Annotated in this window: 18 protein-coding genes; 9 read left to right on the forward strand and 9 right to left on the reverse strand. The window is 68.8% G+C overall.

The annotated features are described in order from the left end of the window. Positions 1–78 precede the first annotated feature (78 nt). Entirely contained in the window at positions 79–540 is a 462-nt protein-coding gene (locus BLW81_RS01520; protein ID WP_157897540.1) for a DUF3592 domain-containing protein, read from the forward strand. A 41-nt stretch (positions 541–581) separates the two neighbouring features. After that, positions 582–2,120, forward strand: a complete 1,539-nt coding sequence (locus BLW81_RS01525) for an MFS transporter (RefSeq protein ID WP_235632147.1) — start codon at positions 582–584, stop codon at positions 2,118–2,120. On the opposite strand, the gene BLW81_RS01530 is transcribed toward BLW81_RS01525, so the two are convergent. Both BLW81_RS01530 and BLW81_RS01535 read right to left on the reverse strand, forming a co-directional pair. Further along, the gene (locus tag BLW81_RS01530; protein WP_083405660.1) at positions 2,098–2,271 is read right to left on the reverse strand and encodes a CsbD family protein; all 174 of its coding nucleotides are present in this window, start codon (positions 2,269–2,271) and stop codon (positions 2,098–2,100) included. The two genes, BLW81_RS01525 and BLW81_RS01530, sit on opposite strands and share 23 nt — an antisense overlap. A 45-nt stretch (positions 2,272–2,316) precedes the next feature. After that, positions 2,317–3,135, reverse strand: coding sequence for a DUF1206 domain-containing protein (locus BLW81_RS01535; protein ID WP_083405661.1), 819 nt, complete (start codon positions 3,133–3,135; stop codon positions 2,317–2,319). A gap of 106 nt (positions 3,136–3,241) precedes the next feature. Here BLW81_RS01535 and BLW81_RS01540 point away from each other — a divergent pair, with 106 nt between their 5' ends. Then, complete coding sequence (locus tag BLW81_RS01540) at positions 3,242–3,661, forward strand: lipoprotein LpqH (RefSeq protein WP_083405662.1); 420 nt, start codon at positions 3,242–3,244, stop codon at positions 3,659–3,661. Here BLW81_RS01540 and BLW81_RS01545 read toward each other — a convergent pair. The 4 genes from BLW81_RS01545 to BLW81_RS01560 all read right to left on the reverse strand — a co-directional run bounded on the left by BLW81_RS01545 (position 3,645) and on the right by BLW81_RS01560 (position 7,842). Further along, positions 3,645–5,042: a WS/DGAT/MGAT family O-acyltransferase gene (locus BLW81_RS01545; protein ID WP_083405663.1), complete on the reverse strand. Its 1,398-nt coding sequence runs from the start codon at positions 5,040–5,042 to the stop codon at positions 3,645–3,647. The two genes, BLW81_RS01540 and BLW81_RS01545, sit on opposite strands and share 17 nt — an antisense overlap. A 40-nt stretch (positions 5,043–5,082) precedes the next feature. Further along, positions 5,083–5,538 (reverse strand): cyclic nucleotide-binding domain-containing protein, encoded by a 456-nt coding sequence (locus BLW81_RS01550; protein ID WP_083405664.1) that lies wholly within the window; start codon positions 5,536–5,538, stop codon positions 5,083–5,085. Between the two features lie 78 nt (positions 5,539–5,616). Further along, entirely contained in the window at positions 5,617–7,158 is a 1,542-nt protein-coding gene (locus BLW81_RS01555; RefSeq protein ID WP_083405665.1) for a serine/threonine-protein kinase, read from the reverse strand. A gap of 141 nt (positions 7,159–7,299) precedes the next feature. Further along, positions 7,300–7,842 (reverse strand): YceI family protein, encoded by a 543-nt coding sequence (locus BLW81_RS01560; protein ID WP_083405666.1) that lies wholly within the window; start codon positions 7,840–7,842, stop codon positions 7,300–7,302. 71 nt (positions 7,843–7,913) lie between these two features. On the opposite strand from BLW81_RS01560, the gene BLW81_RS01565 reads away from it, so the two are divergent. From BLW81_RS01565 to BLW81_RS01585, 5 genes are read left to right on the forward strand one after another with little or no spacing between them, the layout of a single operon-like run. Further along, complete coding sequence (locus BLW81_RS01565) at positions 7,914–8,429, forward strand: 2Fe-2S iron-sulfur cluster-binding protein (protein WP_083405667.1); 516 nt, start codon at positions 7,914–7,916, stop codon at positions 8,427–8,429. Further along, positions 8,426–9,415 (forward strand): FAD binding domain-containing protein, encoded by a 990-nt coding sequence (locus BLW81_RS01570; protein ID WP_083405668.1) that lies wholly within the window; start codon positions 8,426–8,428, stop codon positions 9,413–9,415. Before BLW81_RS01565 ends, BLW81_RS01570 begins: the two co-directional genes overlap by 4 nt. Next, complete coding sequence (locus BLW81_RS01575; RefSeq protein ID WP_083405669.1) at positions 9,412–11,496, forward strand: xanthine dehydrogenase family protein molybdopterin-binding subunit; 2,085 nt, start codon at positions 9,412–9,414, stop codon at positions 11,494–11,496. Before BLW81_RS01570 ends, BLW81_RS01575 begins: the two co-directional genes overlap by 4 nt. Positions 11,497–11,526: 30 nt before the next feature. Beyond that, positions 11,527–12,039 (forward strand): hypothetical protein, encoded by a 513-nt coding sequence (locus tag BLW81_RS01580; RefSeq protein WP_083405670.1) that lies wholly within the window; start codon positions 11,527–11,529, stop codon positions 12,037–12,039. A 14-nt stretch (positions 12,040–12,053) separates the two neighbouring features. Next, positions 12,054–13,220: a zinc-dependent alcohol dehydrogenase gene (locus tag BLW81_RS01585; RefSeq protein ID WP_083405671.1), complete on the forward strand. Its 1,167-nt coding sequence runs from the start codon at positions 12,054–12,056 to the stop codon at positions 13,218–13,220. Here BLW81_RS01585 and BLW81_RS01590 read toward each other — a convergent pair whose 3' ends face one another. Further along, on the reverse strand, positions 13,221–14,150 hold the full coding sequence (locus BLW81_RS01590) for an NAD(P)/FAD-dependent oxidoreductase (protein WP_083405672.1): 930 nt from the start codon (positions 14,148–14,150) through the stop codon (positions 13,221–13,223). It lies immediately after the preceding gene. After that, the gene (locus tag BLW81_RS01595) at positions 14,105–14,767 is read right to left on the reverse strand and encodes a rhomboid-like protein (RefSeq protein ID WP_083405673.1); all 663 of its coding nucleotides are present in this window, start codon (positions 14,765–14,767) and stop codon (positions 14,105–14,107) included. The genes BLW81_RS01590 and BLW81_RS01595 overlap by 46 nt, the downstream gene beginning before the upstream one ends. A gap of 63 nt (positions 14,768–14,830) precedes the next feature. On the opposite strand from BLW81_RS01595, the gene ppk2 reads away from it, so the two are divergent. Then, on the forward strand, positions 14,831–15,721 hold the full coding sequence (ppk2, locus tag BLW81_RS01600; RefSeq protein ID WP_083405674.1) for a polyphosphate kinase 2: 891 nt from the start codon (positions 14,831–14,833) through the stop codon (positions 15,719–15,721). Here the strand turns inward: ppk2 and BLW81_RS01605 are convergent. Beyond that, positions 15,718–16,779, reverse strand: coding sequence for an NADP-dependent oxidoreductase (locus BLW81_RS01605; RefSeq protein WP_162277395.1), 1,062 nt, complete (start codon positions 16,777–16,779; stop codon positions 15,718–15,720). The two genes, ppk2 and BLW81_RS01605, sit on opposite strands and share 4 nt — an antisense overlap. Positions 16,780–16,856: the final 77 nt, after the last annotated feature.

Raw genomic sequence — 16,856 nt, forward strand, 5'->3', positions numbered from 1 at the left:
ACTCGCCGACCCCAACGGGACAGGTCAGCTACAGCAACTTTCGCGAAAGTGCAACGGTTGGCGCGTTACGATCTCGCCGTGGCCAACTACGTCACGGAGATCGGCCTGCTGATCATCGGCACGGTCCTGCTGTTCCGTGGGCTGCCCGGCGTGCTGCAGTTGATCGGCGCGCTCGGCTGGCAGCGGGTGCCCGGCACCCTCCTCGGCTCCGGCGTCGCCGGCTATCAGACCCAAGCCGGCGGTGGCCACGCGGGCGCCAACGTGCAGCGCTCCGTCGTCGCGTACCAATATCACGTCAACGGAGCGCCTTTCGTCGGTCAGCGCGCCGCGTTCGGCACACCGCTCGGGTTCGGGATGGGGCTCGGCGGCATCGCGTCGGCGCAGGCGTCGCGCTACGCCCCCGGCCAACCCGTCGACGTCTGGGTCGATCCGAGGAACCCGGCCAACTCGGTGCTGCGCCGGTCGGCACCGTCGTCACTGGTGTTGACCGCGATCGGCGCCGCCCTGCTCGTCGCCGCGGTGGTCTTCCTGCTCGGCTGAACACCCCGCCCCGACGAATCCGCGCCGGTAGCATCCGGCGCGTGCCCGACGGAAGTGCCGAACAGCGTCAGGTCTCGGGGCTGGCCGCTGCGATGACAATCATCGCCATGGGCCTCGGCTACGCCATCGCCATCGGCGACCCGACGTCCCTGTCGGCCAACCTGCAACTCGTCTCGTCAGGCCTGCACATCACCGGCGCCACCTCGACCTTCGTCGACAGCCTCGCCACGCTGACCATGGCGGCCGCCGTCCTGAGCGCCGGCGCCCTCGGCGACCTCTACGGCATGCGGCGCATGTACATGGCCGGGCTGTGCGGCGCGTTCCTCTTCAGTGCGCTCGCCGCCGCCGCACCCGTCGCCGCCGTGCTGCTCATCGCCCGCGCCGGAGTCGGCGTCACGCTGGCCTTCCTGATCGGACTGTCGCTGGCGATCACCAACGCGGTGTTCCCGCCCGGTCGCCGCGCCGCCGCCATCGCCGCGTACTTCGGCGTCGGCTACGCCGTCGCCACCCCACTTCCCGCGATCAGCGGCGCGCTGGGCCACGCAATCAGTTGGCGCGCCTGCTTTTTCGTCGTACCCGTGATCGCCGTCGTCGGGCTGATCGTCACCTGGCGGTTCGTGCCGAACACCGTGCGCGCGACCCGGCGCCTGGACGTGCTCGGCATGGCGCTGTTCGCGATCGCGCTGCTCGGGCTGATCTTCGGCATGTCGCGGATCGAGACCGGTTTCAACGCCCTCGGGCTCGCCTCGATCGGCGTCGCCATCGTCGCCGGCGCCTTGTTCGTCCTGCAGGAGTTGAAGACTCGCGACCCGGCCCTCGATATGCGGGTGTTCCGGTCGGGCCGGTTCAACGCGGCCGTCACCGCCGGGGTGATGTTCAACATCGTGCTCGGCGGGTCGATGGTGCTGCTGTCGTTCTACCTCGTCACGATCCGCCAGGAATCGCACGAACTGTTCGGGCTGCTGCTGATCCCCGCGACCGCGCTCGCCGCCGTCGCCGCCACCGGCGCCGGACCCGCGGCCAACCGGTTCGGTCCCCGCACCGTGATGGTGTCCGGACTGACGGTGATGCTCGGCGGCCTGCTGCTGATGCGGTTCTTCGACCTCGACACCACCCGCACCACCGTGTTCGTCACGACCGCGCTCATCGTCGTCGGCGGCGCGCTGACCACCACCCCGCAGGCGCAGATCATGATGAGCAGTGCCCCACCGGATCTCGGCGGCGCGGTGTCGGCCGTCAAGAGCGCGGTCAACGAGGGCGGCTACTCGCTGGGCCCTGCGTTGTTCGCGCTCGTCGGCATCAACCTGTTCCTCACCGACAGCGTCCGCGCCCTGTCCGGCACCGGGCTCACCCGCGCCGAAACCCGCGAGGCGCTGCAGATGGCGCACGGCGGCCGCGGCGCCCAGGTCGTCAACCCCGAACAGGCCCGGCTCGTCGTCGACAGCGCCCCGCACATCGCCGTCGACGCGATCCACACGTTGAGCCTGATCATGGCCGTCGGCCCGATCACCGCGATCATCCTCGCGCTCTGGCTGATCAAGCCGTCCCGCGAGAAGGCTACTTCCGGAACGCGTCCTTGATCTTCTCGCCGGCGTCCTTGAGGTTGGCCTTGGCCTGGTCGCCGCGGCCCTCGTCGCGGTAGCGGGCGTCGCCACTGGCGTTGCCGAGCGCCTCTTTGGCTTTGCCACCGAGGTTCTGAAGCTTGTTCCGTGCCTTGTCCGCTGCGCTCATCGCACGCTCCTTTCGTATTCCGGCCGGATACCCGATCTGCCGCCGTCACATGCGGGCGTAGCGGGTCAACGCGAAGCTGTACAGGCCGTAGGCCGCGAAACCCAGTGCCGCAACGATCAAGATCGTCTTGCCGAACTCGCCGTGACCCAGCGCCTTGACCGCCCCGTCGAGCCCCGTCGCCCTGGCCGGCTCGCTCAGGAACGACGCCGCGATGAGCGACAGGCCGGCGAGGGACAGCACCGCACCTTCGGCGACGTGACCGCTGACGCCCAGCACGGTGATCAGCCGCCCGCCCGGCACGGTGAGGTCGTCGAGGAACTTTCTCGACGCCCCCTTGTAGGCGAAGTAGCCGCCGATCACCGCGATCACGATGCCGGTCACCACCAGCACCGCCTTGCCGGCATCGGATTGCATCAGCCGCGCGCTCAGTCCCGCCGCCTGCTCACTGCCCCGCCGATGCGCGCCCAGGGCGAATTGGATCGCGGTGACGGCAAGCGCGCAGTACACCAGCGCCAGCCCAAAAGCCTTCAGCTTGTTCAGGAGTGGGGAATGCCGCTCGTCGGCGTCGGTGCACTCGCCGGGATGCAGGCCCAGCACGGTCTCCGCGAGCCGCCAGGCCGCCAACGCGAACAACCCGAACGCGACGATCCACAGCGAGATGTTCCCGCCCCGCTGCGCGGCGATCGTCGCCAGCGCGCCGGTCTGGTCGGCCTCGCCGCTCACGCCCATCGCGATCCGCACGATCAGGTACGCGATCAACAGATGCAGGATCCCGTTGACCGGATAACCCGATCGTGCGACGTATTCGACCACGCGACTGCCCGTCGCCTGGTTGACCGCGCCCTTGAAATCCTGGTAGCTCACCTGTCCCGCCCTGGCATACCACCGACTACCCGAGCCGGCACGCCCAGAAACGGCGCGTATGTCGAGCGCAGGCCGGGTAACCGGATACCCGACGGAAGGTGTTGGGATGCGTTATCAACCAGTCACCACGGCAGCGACGGCGCTGCTCGTCGCGGGATGCGGCCTGACCGGACCCGCGCCCAACGAGACGCCGGCGCAGTCCGGCCACATCACGATCGCCGACAGATCGCGGACCACGCAGTCCGTCGAGTGCACGCAGCACGACTGGGCCATGACCATCGACGCCGACGCGAATCCCGGTCGCGCGCAGGTCTATCTCGAGCTCGGCGGCGCGGCGCCCGTCGTCCGCACGGTCACCATCGAGAACGTCGACGGACTCGACGGCGTCTCGGGTGGCGATACCGGAAAAGCGACGGCCTCGACCGACGGGAACGTGTACAAAGTCTCCGGCACCGCCGTCGTTGCCGACCGAGGCAAGCCCGGCCAGACCCGCCCGATGCCGTTCGAGATCACGGCTCCGTGCTGATCTTGGCGACGAGTTCTTTGAGTTCGGCCTCGAAACTGTCGGCCAGATCCCACAAGTCGTCGACCAGTTTGCGGCACGAGATGATGCCGACGTTGAGCTTGCCGTCCAACGACATCACGGTGATGTTGAGCCCCGAGCCGTGGAAGATCGGGCCGAGCGGATACATCGCGTCGATCTTCGCGCCCATCGCGTAGAGCGTGACGTCCGGTCCGGGGACGTTGGAGATCACCACGTTATGGATGGGGGTGCGTTTCAGCGGGGTGTACGACAGCACCTCCATCACGGCGCCGAACATCGCCGGCGGCAGCACCTGGGTCACGTCGGCGAGCAGGGTCGGCGCGATGGCCTCACTGTGATCCTTTGCGCGCATACTGGATTCGGCGATGGCGCGGAGCCGGTCGACAGAATCCTCGACGTGGGTCTGCAGGTTGCAGAAGAATCCGGAGAGCTGGTTGCGGCCGGGCCGGTCGGATTTGTCGCGCACCGACGACGGCACCACCGCCAGCAGCGGCTTGTCCGGCAGCTCACCGCGATGGGCGAGGTACCGGCGTAAGGCCCCCGCGCACAACGCCATCACCACGTCGTTGACCTTCACCCCGAAGTGATTCTTGACGCTCTTGACGTCGTCGAGGTCGAGTTGGGCCATCGCCAGGATGCGGTCGGCGGTGATCTCGGCGTTGAACACCGTCGCGGGCGCGGTGAACGGCGCTGCCATCGCCGTGCCGCTGCGCGCCCGGGTGATCGTGCTGAGAATCGTCGACATCGTCGCGGGCACCGCCCGCGCCAGCTGCAGCGGCCGCGTCAGCGAACGCACCAGCCCCCCAGCCGCGATCTCCAGCGGCCGCGCGCCGCCCGGCCCGTCGACGGGGTCAGGTGGCGGGGCGTCGGGTTCGAGGTCGCACAGCTTGGCGATCAGGTTGGCCGCCGACACCCCGTCGACCGCGGCGTGGTGCACCTTGATCATCAGCGCGACGCGGCCGCCGTCGCTGGGGTCGGTGCCGTTGAGGCCCTCGATCACCCACATCTCCCACAGCGGCTTGCTGCGGTCCAGCGGCGTGGACGCGATGCGCCCGCACACCTCGGTGAGTTCTTTGCGGCCGCCCGGCGACGGCAGCGCGGTGCGCCTCAGGTGATAGGTCAGGTCGACATCGGGCTCCTCGACCCACACCGGATGGTCGAGGTTGAACTGGCTGTTGGCAACTTTGGTCCGCAATTCGGGCAGCGCCTGCATCCGCGACGCCAGGTGCTCACGCATCTTCTCGAAGCTGTAGCCGCCCGGGATCGTCGTGGTGTCCAACTCGGAGATCGACGACACATGCAGTGGGACGCTGGACGATTCGCTGTACAGCATGCTGGCGTCGAATGCGCTCAGCCGTTCCATGGGGGCGGCGTACCCGATTTGACAGCCGCGTTAAACCTCGTTACTCGGCGGCTTGCGGGGCGTGCCGCCGGACCGTCTCGTCCATCGCCTCGCGCAACGCGGGCATCTCGTCCATCAGCCGGGCGAGGTCGTCGCGGTTGATGTGCAGCACCTCGGCGCGTCCGGTGGTGGTCACGGTGGCGTTGCGCAGCGAGCCCCGCCGCAGCACCGACTCCCCGATCACCTCGCCGGGACCGACCACCGCGATGCGGTCGTGGCCGACATACACGCCGACCTCACCGCTGAGCAGGATGTAGCACGCGTCCGACGGCGTCTGCTCCTGGATCAGCGGCCACGGGCCCGACGTCGACGTGCGGTGCGCGGCCTGCACCAGGCGTTTGAGGTCACCGTCGGAGAACTTCGCGAAGGCGTCGAACTCGCGCAAACGGCTGGAGTCCTGCTCGATCTCCTGCGCGCGGGCCGCTTCGCTCTCCCGAACGTACTTGCGGTTGTCCATGGTCAGTCCCCGATCCCAGACAGCGTTTGCGCCGAACCGTAGTCGACGGACGACCGGTCGCGCACCGGAATCGCCACGTCAGCGGTCTGCGGTGCCGTACTCCAGCGCCGGTTCCGCCGAATCGACCTTGCCGCCGCTCGAGATCGTCAGCATGCCGGGCTGCACGTCGTAGCGGGCGCCGTCGGCCGGATTGACCGCGGTGAACCCGCTGCCCGACGGCTGCGCGTTCGACAGCTGCAGGTTCGCGCCGTCGCGCAGGCGTTCGCCGCGGTACTCGTACTGGCCGTCGCCCGTCTCGCAGATCACCGCCAGCGAGTTCGCGGTGCGGATCGCCGCCGCGGGGGTGCTGCCCGCGGCGCAGCGGGCGGTGTGCCCGACGAAGCCCTGCGCGTCGGTGCCGGACACCCCGGCGATCGGCGCTCCGCTGGTGGTCGGCGTCGTCGAGGTCGTGGTGCTGGGGCTGGTGGTTTCCGCCGACGGCGCGGTGGTCTGCGTCGTGGTTGACGGCGGCACCGCCAGCGGCGGTTGCTGCGTGGTCGTGTCGTTGCCGCCGAGCGCCAGCACCAGGGCCAGCACGATCGCGGCGGTGAACAGCACGATCGTCGCCGCGATCAGCCCGACCTGCCCCTTGCCGAGCCGCTCCTTCTTCTTCGGCGGCGCCGGCATCGGCGAGTACATCTGCTGGTAGGCGGTGCGCGCCGGGTTCGGGTCGACGGCGGAGAACTGCCGGGTCGACGGCGCCGGTGGCGGGGGCGGCGGCGCAGCGGGTGCGACGGGCGCGGGCTCGCTCGCCGCCTTCGCGGCAGCTTTGGCCAGCTCGCCGGCGGTGGTGAACCGGTCGGTCGGCTTCTTGGCCATGCCGCGGGCGACGACGTCGTCGAACGCCCGGGGGATCCCGCGGCGCATGATGCTGGGCCGCGGGGCGGGCGAGAACATGTGCGCGCCCATGATTTCGCGCAGGTCGCCGGCCTCGTAGGGCGCGCGGCCGGTCAGGCATTCGTAGAGCAGGCAGGTCAGCGAGTAGATGTCGGAGGCCGGGCCGCCGCGTTCACCGCTGATCCGCTCGGGCGCCATGTACGCGCACGACCCGATCACCAGACCGGTCTTGGTCACGGTCGCCTCGCCGCCGCCGTGCGCGATGCCGAAGTCGACAAGGTAGGCGAAGTCGTCGTTGGTGAGCAGCACGTTCTCGGGTTTGATGTCGCGGTGCACCAGCCCGTTGGCGTGCGCGTCGTCCAGCGCCGCCGCGACCTGCGCGATGATCGAGACCGCGCGCGTCGGCGGGAGCGGCCCGTCGGTGCGCAGCAGGTCCTTGAGGCTCGCGCCATCGACCAGGCGCATGTCGATATAGAGGACGCCGTCGATGTCGCCGAAGTCGTGCACGGGGATGACGTGAGGCTCCTGCAGGCGGGCCGCGACGCGGGATTCGCGCCGGAAGCGTTCCTGGAAATTCGGATCCGAGGCCATGTCCGGACGCAGCAGCTTGATCGCCACGGTCCGTTCCTTGGCGGTGTCGTACGCGCGGTAGACCTCGCCCATGCCGCCGACGCCGATCAGGGACTTCAGCTCATACGGCCCGAATCGCGTACCCAGCCGGGAGCCGCCGTTCGGGGAGCTCACATGCGGTCCTTTCTCTTCTCGACGCGGGCGCAGCAACCTTTGGTGTTCCCGCAACGCGCTCTCGCATAACCCGCTCCCCGCAGCGGGAGGTGCCGCGATCCGAAATCGCAGCGACACAGGCGAATTGCTCAGGCGCCGAGCTTACCGATCTTTGGCGACATGCGCTGTGAACGTAACGGTCACCGCGTCGGCGACCCGCATCGAGCCCATCAGCATCGAGTACGGCTTGAGGCCGAAGTCGCGATGGTGGACCGTGGATTCGACCGACATCGACCAGGTGTCGCCTTCGTCGGCGACTCGCACGTCGACGGGGTGTTCGCGCTCCGTGCCCGCGATCTGCAGCGTCCCCTCGAGGCGGTAGCCGTCGGCGGCCTTTGCGATGGTGTCGGCCTGGTAGGTGATTTGCGGAAAGTGCTTTGCATTCAGAACTTTCAGCGCGTTCGTCCGGGCGAGCGCTTTCTCCGGCGGTGTCAGCGGCGTCACACCGCCCTCACCGGAGAGCACCTCGACACCGTTGAGGTCGACGGTCAACGTGAGTGCGGCCGGTTCGTCACCCGCCCAGTCGACGGTCGCGTGCCAACTGTTCGCCGCGATGGTGAGCCGGTGCCCCATCCGGGCGGCGCGGCCCTCGACACCGGTGTGCAAGCGCAGCTGACCATCGGACTGGTCCAGGTTCCAGGTCATGGCTCCCCATTGTGGTGGGCCATTGTGGTGTGCCGTCGTTTCGCCTGGCTGATCCCGGGTACGTGACGTCAATGGAGTCAGCCCACTTCACCGACATCACGCTGTCCGTCGACGGCACGCAGCACCAGGTGCACGTCGACAACCGCATCACCCTTCTCGATCTGCTTCGCGAACACCTCGGCGTCACCGCCCCCAAGAAAGGCTGCGACCACGGCCAGTGCGGGTCCTGCACCGTGCTGCTCGACGGCCGCCGCGCCACCACGTGCCTGGCCTTCGCGGTCGCGCACGACGGTGCCGAGGTGATCACCGCGGCCGGCCTCGGCGACGGTGACTCGCTGCATCCGGTCGCCCAGTCGTTCCTCGACCACGACGGCTTCCAGTGCGGCTACTGCACGCCGGGTCAGATTTGCTCGGCAGTCGGCATGCTCGACGAGGTCAAGGCCGGCCAGCCCAGCAGCGTCACCCCCGACCTGGACGAGTCGCCGGAACTGTCCGACGCCGAGATCCGCGAACGGATGAGCGGCAACCTGTGCCGCTGCGCCGCCTACCCGAACATCGTCGCCGCGATCCACGAGGCCGCCCGATGATCCCTTTCGACTACCACCGGGCGACCAGTGTCGCCGACGCCGTCACCGCGGTCGCCGACCGACCCGACGCGGTGTTCCTGGCCGGCGGCACCAACCTCGTCGACCACATGAAGCTGGGCATCCTCGAACCGTCGCTGGTGGTCGACGTCGGTCACCTGCCGCTCACCGACGTCGAGCAGCTGCCCGACGGGTCCCTGCGCGTGGGCGCCGACGTCCGCAACAGCGACCTCGCCGCCCATCCGGTGGTGCGCAGCCGCTACCCCGTGCTGGCGCGCGCACTGCTGTCGGCCGCGTCCGGCCAGCTGCGCAACCTCGCCACCACCGCGGGAAACCTGTTGCAGCGCACCCGATGTGTGTACTTCCAGGACGTCACCACGCCGTGTAACAAGCGCAACCCCGGCGACGGCTGCTCGGCGATCGGCGGTTACGTCCGTTACCACGCGATCCTCGGCGCCTCGGAGCACTGCATCGCCGTGCACCCGTCGGACATGGCGGTCGCGATGGCCGCGCTCGACGCCGTCGTCGTCTACGTGGATGCCTCTGGCGAGCACCGGGTCCCGCTGGTTTCGTTTCATCGGCTGCCCGGCGACCGTCCGGACCAGGACACCGAGCTGCCGGCCGGGGCGCTGATCACCGGGGTCGAGATCCCGCCGCCGCCCGACGGCGCCCGTTCGACGTACCGCAAGGTGCGCGACCGCGCCTCGTACGCGTTCGCGCTGACGTCGGTGGCCGCCGAACTCGTCGTCGACGACGGCACGGTGGCCAAGGCCCGCATCGCGCTCGGCGGCGTCGCGCACAAACCGTGGCGCGCCACCCTCGCCGAGGATGCTCTTGCCGGCGCGTCCTGCGACGTCGACGCCTTCGGCCGCGCGGCCGACGCCGAGCTGGAACAGGCGAAACCGGTGCCGGGCAACGAGTTCAAGGTGGCGCTGACCCGCCGCGCCATCGTCGCGACGCTGGCCGAACTGACGGGAGCGGAGCGATGACCGCCCTGGAAATCCGCACCATCGGCACCCGCGTCACCCGCCTCGACGGGCCCGCGAAGGTGACCGGAACCGCGCAATACGCCTACGAGTACGCCGTCGACAACGCCGCCTACCTGCACCCGGTCCAGGCCACCGTCACCAACGGCCGGATCACCGTGATGGACACCTCCGCCACCGAGGCGCTCGACGGCGTCCTCGCGGTCCTCACGGTGTTCGACAAGGCCCGACTGGCCGACACCTCTAACGGCGACCTGACGATCCTGCAGGGTCCGGAGGTGCACTACCGCGGTCAGCTGATCGGCGGCGTGGTCGCCGAGAGCGCCGAAACCGCGCGGCAGGCAGCGTCATTGGTGCACGTCGAGTACGACGCCGCCGACCCCGACACCGAACTCAGCGCTGACCACCCGACACTGTATGCCCCAGAACAGGTCAACGCCGGATACCCGACGGACACCGCCGAAGGTGACGCCGAGGCCGCGCTGCGCGACGCGGCGATCGTCGTCGACCAGACCTACACCACCCCGCACGAGCACAACAACCCGATGGAGCCGCACGCCTGTATCGCGCTGTGGGACAACGAGACGCTGACGCTGTGGGATTCGACGCAGGGCGTGCACGTCGTCCGAAAGCAGATGGCGACGACGTTCGGCCTCGAACCCGAGCAGGTGCGGGTGATCGCGAAGAACGTCGGCGGCGGGTTCGGCTCCAAGGGGGCACCGCACTCGCACAACGTGCTCGCCGTGCTGGCCGCGCAACGGGTGCCGGGTCGGCCCGTGAAGCTGGCAGTGACGCGTCAGCAGATGTTCGACTTCGTCGGGTATCGCACACCGACCATTCAGCGGTTGCGGCTGGGGGCGGACCGCGACGGTGCGATCACCGCGATCAGTCACGACGTCGTGAGCCAAACCGCGACCGTCAAGGAGTTCGCCGAGCAGGCCGCGGTGCCGGTGCGCATGATGTACGCCGGCGCGAACCGGAAGACGTCGCACCGCTTGGCGAAACTCGATGTGCCGGTGCCGTTCTGGATGCGCGCCCCGGGTGAATGCCCGGGCATGTTCGCACTCGAGGTCGCGATGGACGAGCTCGCGGTCGCGTGCGGCGTGGACCCGATCGAACTGCGCATTCGCAACGAACCCGAGGTCGACCCCGAGACGGGCAACCCGTGGTCGGACCGCCGGCTGGTGGAGTGTCTGCTCACCGGGGCGGACCGGTTCGGCTGGGCGCCCCGCGATCCGCGGCCCGGGGTCCGCAGCGACGGTGAGTGGCTGCTCGGGACCGGCGTCGCGTCCGCGGTGTACCCGGCGATGATCCAGCCGGGCAACAGTGCGCGCATCGAATGCGTTGCCCCGCAATGCTATGCCGTACAGATCGGGGCCGTCGACATCGGCACTGGGACGTGGACCGCGCTGTCGCAGATCGCGGCGGACGCGCTGGGCTGCGACCTGTCCGCGGTGGACCTGCAGATCGGCGACAGCTCGTTGCCCGCCGCGTCGGTGGAAGGTGGCTCGTCGGGCATCAGTTCGTGGGGCCGTGCGATCGTGGCGGCGGCGCGGCAGTTCCGCCACGATCACGGCGACGACCCCGAAGTCGGTGTCGCGACGCTGGTGGATGCGCCGGAAAACGAAGAGGCGCAGAGCCATGCGATGTACTCGTTCGGCGCGCACTTCGTCGAGGTGCGGGTGAGCCGCTACACCGGCGAGATCCACCTGTCGCGGATGCTCGGGGTGTTCTCGATCGGCCGGGCGATCAACCCGGTGACACTGCGCTCCCAGTTGATCGGCGGCATGACGATGGGGTTGTCGATGGCGCTGCACGAGGAAAGCGTGCGCGACCATCGGTTTGGCCACATCGTCACTCGCGACCTGGCCACCTACCACTTCAGTTCGCACGCCGACGTCGCCGACATCGACGCGATCTGGCTCGAGGACGCCGACCCGCACTCGAACCCGATGGGCTCACGCGGCGCCGGTGAGATCGGCATCGTCGGGTCGGCCGCGGCCGTCGTCAACGCGATCTACCACGCCACCGGGGTGCGCGTGCGCGACCTACCTGTCATGTGTGACGCGCTGCTGACGGGGTAGCCGCACGCGAAGACATCCGAGGAGAACCGCATGAACGTCGTCGACACCGCGCTGGCACAGGCCAAGCAGGTCATAGGAAAAGTCACCGAGAAGGTCACCGACGCGGCCACCGCCGAGTCGCACATCCAGGCGATCACCATCGGGAAGCCACGGCGCGAGGTGATCGACCTGTTCCGTGACCCGGTCGGGCTGTCACAGGTGTTCGGTGACATCGCCGACGTGCACGAGGCCGGCGTCGACCGGTTGCGGTGGGCGTTTTTCGGTGACGGTCCTGCGTGGGACTGCGTCGTCTCCCTGGAGGACGAGTCGCGGTTGCGCTACGTCGACGTCGACCCCGAGAAGGACATCGGCGTCACCCTGCTGTTCCGCGACGCACCCCAGGACCGCGGCACCGAGGTGATCGGCAAGGCCAGCGCCCCGGCGCCCGGCGCGCTGACCGGACTGGTCATCTACAAGGCGCTCTACCGGGCCCGCGCCCTGCTCCAGACCGGCGAAGTGCCGACCATCAAACACAACCCCAGCGCCCGCGACTCGCAACGCTGACCGAAAGGCATCCCATGAAGGCACTGGTGTGGAACGGCGTCAACGACCTCGCCGTCGAAACCGTCGACGATCCCAAGATTCTCAACCCACACGACGTCATCGTGCAGGTGAAGCTGACCACGACCTGCGGTTCGGATCTGCATTTCATCGACGGCTACCTGCCCGGCATGCGCGAAGGTGACGTGTTCGGCCACGAGTTCATGGGCGAGGTGGTCGAGGTCGGCTCCGCGGTCAGCGCGACGGCCGTCGGCACCCGGGTGGTGGTGCCGTCGTTCATCGCGTGCAACCGCTGTTGGTACTGCGACCACGATCTGTACTCGTTGTGCGACACCACCAATCCGAACGCGGACCTGCAGCGGCCCATCTTGGGCACGTCGACCGCGGGCATCTACGGATACACACATCCGTTCGGCGGCTATGCCGGGTCGCACGCGCAGTACGTGCGCGTGCCGTTCGGCGACGTGAACTGTTTTGCGGTACCGGATTTCGTCACCGACGAGCAGGCCCTGTTCATGTCCGACGCGGTGCCGACCGGCTACATGGGCGCCGACTTCTGCGACATCGCCGGCGGTGACGTGATCGCGGTGTGGGGTGCGGGGGCGGTGGGGCTGATGGCGGCGCGCAGCGCTCTGCTCAACGGCGCCGGGCGGGTCATCTCGATCGACCGGTATCCGGAGAGACTGGCTCTGGCAGCGAAATTCGGCGCCGAGACCATCAACTACACCGAGGTGGACAGCGTGCAGGAGGTGCTCGGCGAGCTCACCGGCGGCCGAGGACCAGATGCCGTGATCGAGGCCGTCGGCATGGAGGCACACAGCACCGGCGTGCAGCAGGTCTACGACCGCGCCAAGCAGGCGCTGCGCATGGAGACCGACCGCGCGGCACCGCTGCGCGAGGCGATCCTGGCGTGCCGCAAGGGCGGTGTGGTGTCGGTGCTGGGCGTGTACGGGCTGACCGACAAGTTCCCGATGGGTGTGCTGATGAACAAGGGCCTGACCCTGCGCTCCGCGCAGCAGCACGGGCAACGCTACATCCCGCAGTTCTTCGACTACGTCCAGCAGGGCGATCTCGACCCGTCGCTGCTGATCACCCATGACCTGCCGCTGGAGCAGGGGGTGCGGGCCTACGACATGTTCAAGAACAAGACCGACGGGTGCATCCGGGTCGCGTTGCGGCCCTGATCAGATCGGCGGATAGGGCAGGGCGAACTCGTCGGCCAGCAGGCTCTGCACGATGATCATCGCCGCCTTCGACCCCGCGGCGATCGCCCCCGCGACATAGGGCTGCTCGCTGCACAGGTCACCGGCGGCGAACACGTCGCTGGCCTCGGTGCGGTGGATCGGGTCGATGCTGATGGTGTCGGCGGCCAGCGGGCCGGGCGTGCAGGCGGCGCCCAGCTGCTTGGCGAGTTCGGAGCGCTGCTCGAGGGGCGCCTCGACGAGCAGTCCGTCGCGGGCGAGGCGGTCACCGTCGGCGAACGCGATCGCGGTCAGTTTGCCGTCCTCGCTGAGCAATTCGACGACGCGGCGGTCATCGATGGTGACGTTGGCCGCGTGCAGGACGTTGATGTCGGCGGGTGAGAGGTCGGTGCGACCGTCGGTCAACAGCACGACGTCGTCGCTCCAGCCGCGCAGCATCAGCGCCGAGTGCATGGCCTCCTCGCCGGCGGCCATGGTGGCGAGCCGCTTGTCGCGCATCTCCCAGCCGTGGCAGAACGGGCACTGGAACACCGAGGTGCCCCACAGCTCGGCGAGCCCGGGCAGCTCGGGCGGGCAGTACCGCATGCCGGTCGCCAGCAGCACCCGCTTGGTGAGGATCGGGTCGCCGTCGTCGGGTTCGAGGATGAAGCCGTTGTCCATGGGACGGCCGCTGACGATCTCACCGTGCCGGTACTCGACGCTGGGATAGGCGGTGAGCTCGCGGCGTCCTTGCGCGTAAAGCTCGGCGGGCGGTCGCTGGTCATAGCCGAGAAGACCGCCGATGACGCTCGCGGCACGGTTGCTCTGCTGGTCGGCGTCGATGACGATCGTGCGTCGCCGCGCCCGCCCCAAGACGAGTGCGGCGCTCAGCCCGGCGGCTCCGGCGCCGACGACGGCGCATTCCCACTGCATGGCCCCATGCTTCCCCGAATGGCCTCGCGCAAACGTCGCGGCGGGTATGGACCGGCGTCGTCCGGGGTCAGCGGGGTCGCCGCCACGCCGACGATGTACGCGGTGAGGTGGCCGACCTCGGTGAACGTCGGCCTGATCGCGGTGTTGGCCGCCAGCGCGAGCAGTGCGAGTGCCTGGGTGCGGCGCGGCCGTCGCGTGGACCCGGTGAGCGCCCCGGCCACCCCGAGCACGAAGTAGCTGACGCCGACGTCGCGGGCGTTCTCGAGACGCTGCGGGGCCCGGCCCCGACGGATCAGCAGCCGCAGGTAACTCTGGCCGACGTAGGTGCCGATGGTGTGGGCGCTGAGGCCGACGAGAAGCCAACGCCACGAACGCAATCGGCGTTCGGCGGGCGCGACGACGCCGGCGAACACGGGCACGTACGGCCACCACCGCGCGTCGTCGAGCCAGAACAGGCTGGTGGTCAGCACCCGGTGCGGTTCGGTCCGCAGCCGGCGCAGGTTGGTGGAGTGGTTGCGCTGGATGCGGCGCGACCCCTTGTGGCCGGCTCTGCGCTGCAACCGCGTGGTCACGAGCAGGGCGAGCAGCCACGCGAACGTGAGCGGGGCGCGGGCCATGCCGCAGAGGTTAGCGCGGTTAGTCAGCGTCGCTGATGGGTAGGCGGGCGTCAGGAGCCAGCGATGACCACTGCAGACCCGGAGATCGATCTCGACGCGCTGTCGACCGACGCCCACGGTTACACCGTCAACGACGAGGACGAAGACGATCCCGTCCTGCTGGACCGTGACGGTCGGCCGATCGAGACGTGGCGCGAGCACTATCCCTACGACGCGCGGATGTCGCGCGACGAGTACGAGCGGGTGAAGCGGCGCCTGCAGATCGAACTGCTCAAGCTGCAGAACTGGAGCAAGCGCACCGGCGCGCGGCATGTGATCCTCTTCGAGGGCCGCGACGCGGCGGGTAAGGGCGGTTCGATCCAGCGGTTCATGGAGCATCTCAATCCGCGGGGCGCGCGGGTGGTGGCGCTGGAGAAGCCGACCGAGGAGGAGAAGTCGCAGTGGTATTTCCAGCGCTACGTGCGGCACCTGCCGACCGGCGGTGAGATGGTGCTGTTCGACCGGTCCTGGTACAACCGCGCGGGCGTCGAGCGGGTGATGGGCTTCTGCACACCCGAGCAGCACGCCGAGTTCATGCGGCAGGCACCGGCATTCGAGGAGATGTTGGTCAACTCGGGGATACACCTGACGAAGTTCTGGTTCTCGGTGTCGCCGTGTGAGCAGCGGACGCGGTTCGCGATCCGGTTGGTCGATCCGCTGCGGCAATGGAAGTTCTCATCGATGGACATGGAGGCGGTCAATCGGTGGGACGCCTACACGAAGGCCAAGGAGGAGATGTTCGTCGCCACCGACACCGACTACGCGCCGTGGATCGTCGTGAAGAGCAACGACAAGAAGCGCGGGCGGATCAACGCGATGCGATATTTGTTGTCGCGGTTCGACTATGACGACAAGGACGACTCGGTGGTCGGCGAGCCGGACCCGTTGATCGTGGGGCGGGCGCTGGAGGACTAGGGGCTGTCGGGCATGTGGACGGCGATCTTGCCGACGGTTCGACCGGCTTCGCTTTCGCGGTGTGCGGCGGCGATCTCGTCGAGGCGGTACATGGACGCCACCCGCGGGACGACCTTGCCCTCCGCCAGCCACCGCGCCAGCTTCGGCAGCCCCTCTCGTGCGGGCAACCCGACAAGGCCGGGCACCAAGCGGTACCGCTTGGTGGCATACCGGCGTGCCAGTTGCGCGACCAGAACGGCGCCGTCGCGCGGCCCGACGTCCTCCCCCGGCCGCCCCGGCTGAAATGACGGCAAGGCGATGGTCACGTATCGACCCGAGTCCTTGAGCAGCCATGGCGCCGACTCGGTGTAGTAGCTGTCGTCACCGACGCAGTCGAGGATGAGGTCGAAGCTGTGCTCCCACCCCGGGAAGTGTTGCGGATACTCGGACTTGGCGATGCGGTCATACGGCGCGACGGTTCGGGCACCGAGTCCGGTGACGAACGCTTCGTTGCGGGAACTCGACACCCCGATGACCTCCGCGCCCAGCCCGTTGGCCGCGATCTGCACCGCCAGGTGCCCGACGCCTCCCGATGCGCCGACCACGAGGACTCGGCTGTTGCCCTCGCGCAGAGCACCATGGACGACCAGCCCCGCGTAGGCGACGAGGCCGGCGAACGGAACCACTGCGGCGTCGCCGGATGAGACGCCTGCGGGTGTGTGCGTGATCGCCGCGCGCCGGCCGCGCGTTCTCGCCGTGAGATGTGTTGTGTAGCTTCCCGCTATCGGCTGCACACCCATCACCGCATCGCCGGCCTTGAAGCCAGCGGCCTCCGGGCCAGCTTCGAGGACGACACCGGCGAAGTCCTGACCGAGGATCATCGGTGACCCGATGAGGCGACGCCACAGCCATTTTGGCAAACCCAGACCCTGACGGATCTTCCATTCGATCGGGTTGACGCTCGTCGCGGCGACTCGAACCAGCACCTCGTCGGAGTGGCGGAGACGCGGCATCGGTAGGTCCGAGATCGCGAACATGTCGCTGTCACCGAAATCGGTCAGGACGGCAGCGCGGCGCATCACGGCCACCTCCTCGGTTTCGCAGTCCCCGGGATTGTACTGAGGAGCGTTCTGCCGACGAGATCTGTCGGTGGGTG

It is taken from the genome of Mycolicibacterium rutilum, from assembly GCF_900108565.1.
GTDB lineage: Bacteria > Actinomycetota > Actinomycetes > Mycobacteriales > Mycobacteriaceae > Mycobacterium > Mycobacterium rutilum.

What these genes read in the sequence shown, in the direction of transcription:
- BLW81_RS01530 (WP_083405660.1), bottom strand. Translation starts at nt 2,271, where the DNA reads ATGAGCGCAGCGGACAAGGCACGGAACAAGCTTCAGAACCTCGGTGGC.
- BLW81_RS01540 (WP_083405662.1), top strand. Translation starts at nt 3,242, where the DNA reads ATGCGTTATCAACCAGTCACCACGGCAGCGACGGCGCTGCTCGTCGCG.
- BLW81_RS01545 (WP_083405663.1), bottom strand. Translation starts at nt 5,042, where the DNA reads ATGGAACGGCTGAGCGCATTCGACGCCAGCATGCTGTACAGCGAATCG.
- BLW81_RS01550 (WP_083405664.1), bottom strand. Translation starts at nt 5,538, where the DNA reads ATGGACAACCGCAAGTACGTTCGGGAGAGCGAAGCGGCCCGCGCGCAG.
- BLW81_RS01560 (WP_083405666.1), bottom strand. Translation starts at nt 7,842, where the DNA reads ATGACCTGGAACCTGGACCAGTCCGATGGTCAGCTGCGCTTGCACACC.
- BLW81_RS01565 (WP_083405667.1), top strand. Translation starts at nt 7,914, where the DNA reads ATGGAGTCAGCCCACTTCACCGACATCACGCTGTCCGTCGACGGCACG.
- BLW81_RS01570 (WP_083405668.1), top strand. Translation starts at nt 8,426, where the DNA reads ATGATCCCTTTCGACTACCACCGGGCGACCAGTGTCGCCGACGCCGTC.
- BLW81_RS01575 (WP_083405669.1), top strand. Translation starts at nt 9,412, where the DNA reads ATGACCGCCCTGGAAATCCGCACCATCGGCACCCGCGTCACCCGCCTC.
- BLW81_RS01580 (WP_083405670.1), top strand. Translation starts at nt 11,527, where the DNA reads ATGAACGTCGTCGACACCGCGCTGGCACAGGCCAAGCAGGTCATAGGA.
- BLW81_RS01585 (WP_083405671.1), top strand. Translation starts at nt 12,054, where the DNA reads ATGAAGGCACTGGTGTGGAACGGCGTCAACGACCTCGCCGTCGAAACC.
- BLW81_RS01590 (WP_083405672.1), bottom strand. Translation starts at nt 14,150, where the DNA reads ATGCAGTGGGAATGCGCCGTCGTCGGCGCCGGAGCCGCCGGGCTGAGC.
- BLW81_RS01595 (WP_083405673.1), bottom strand. Translation starts at nt 14,767, where the DNA reads ATGGCCCGCGCCCCGCTCACGTTCGCGTGGCTGCTCGCCCTGCTCGTG.
- ppk2 (WP_083405674.1), top strand. Translation starts at nt 14,831, where the DNA reads ATGACCACTGCAGACCCGGAGATCGATCTCGACGCGCTGTCGACCGAC.
- BLW81_RS01605 (WP_162277395.1), bottom strand. Translation starts at nt 16,779, where the DNA reads ATGCGCCGCGCTGCCGTCCTGACCGATTTCGGTGACAGCGACATGTTC.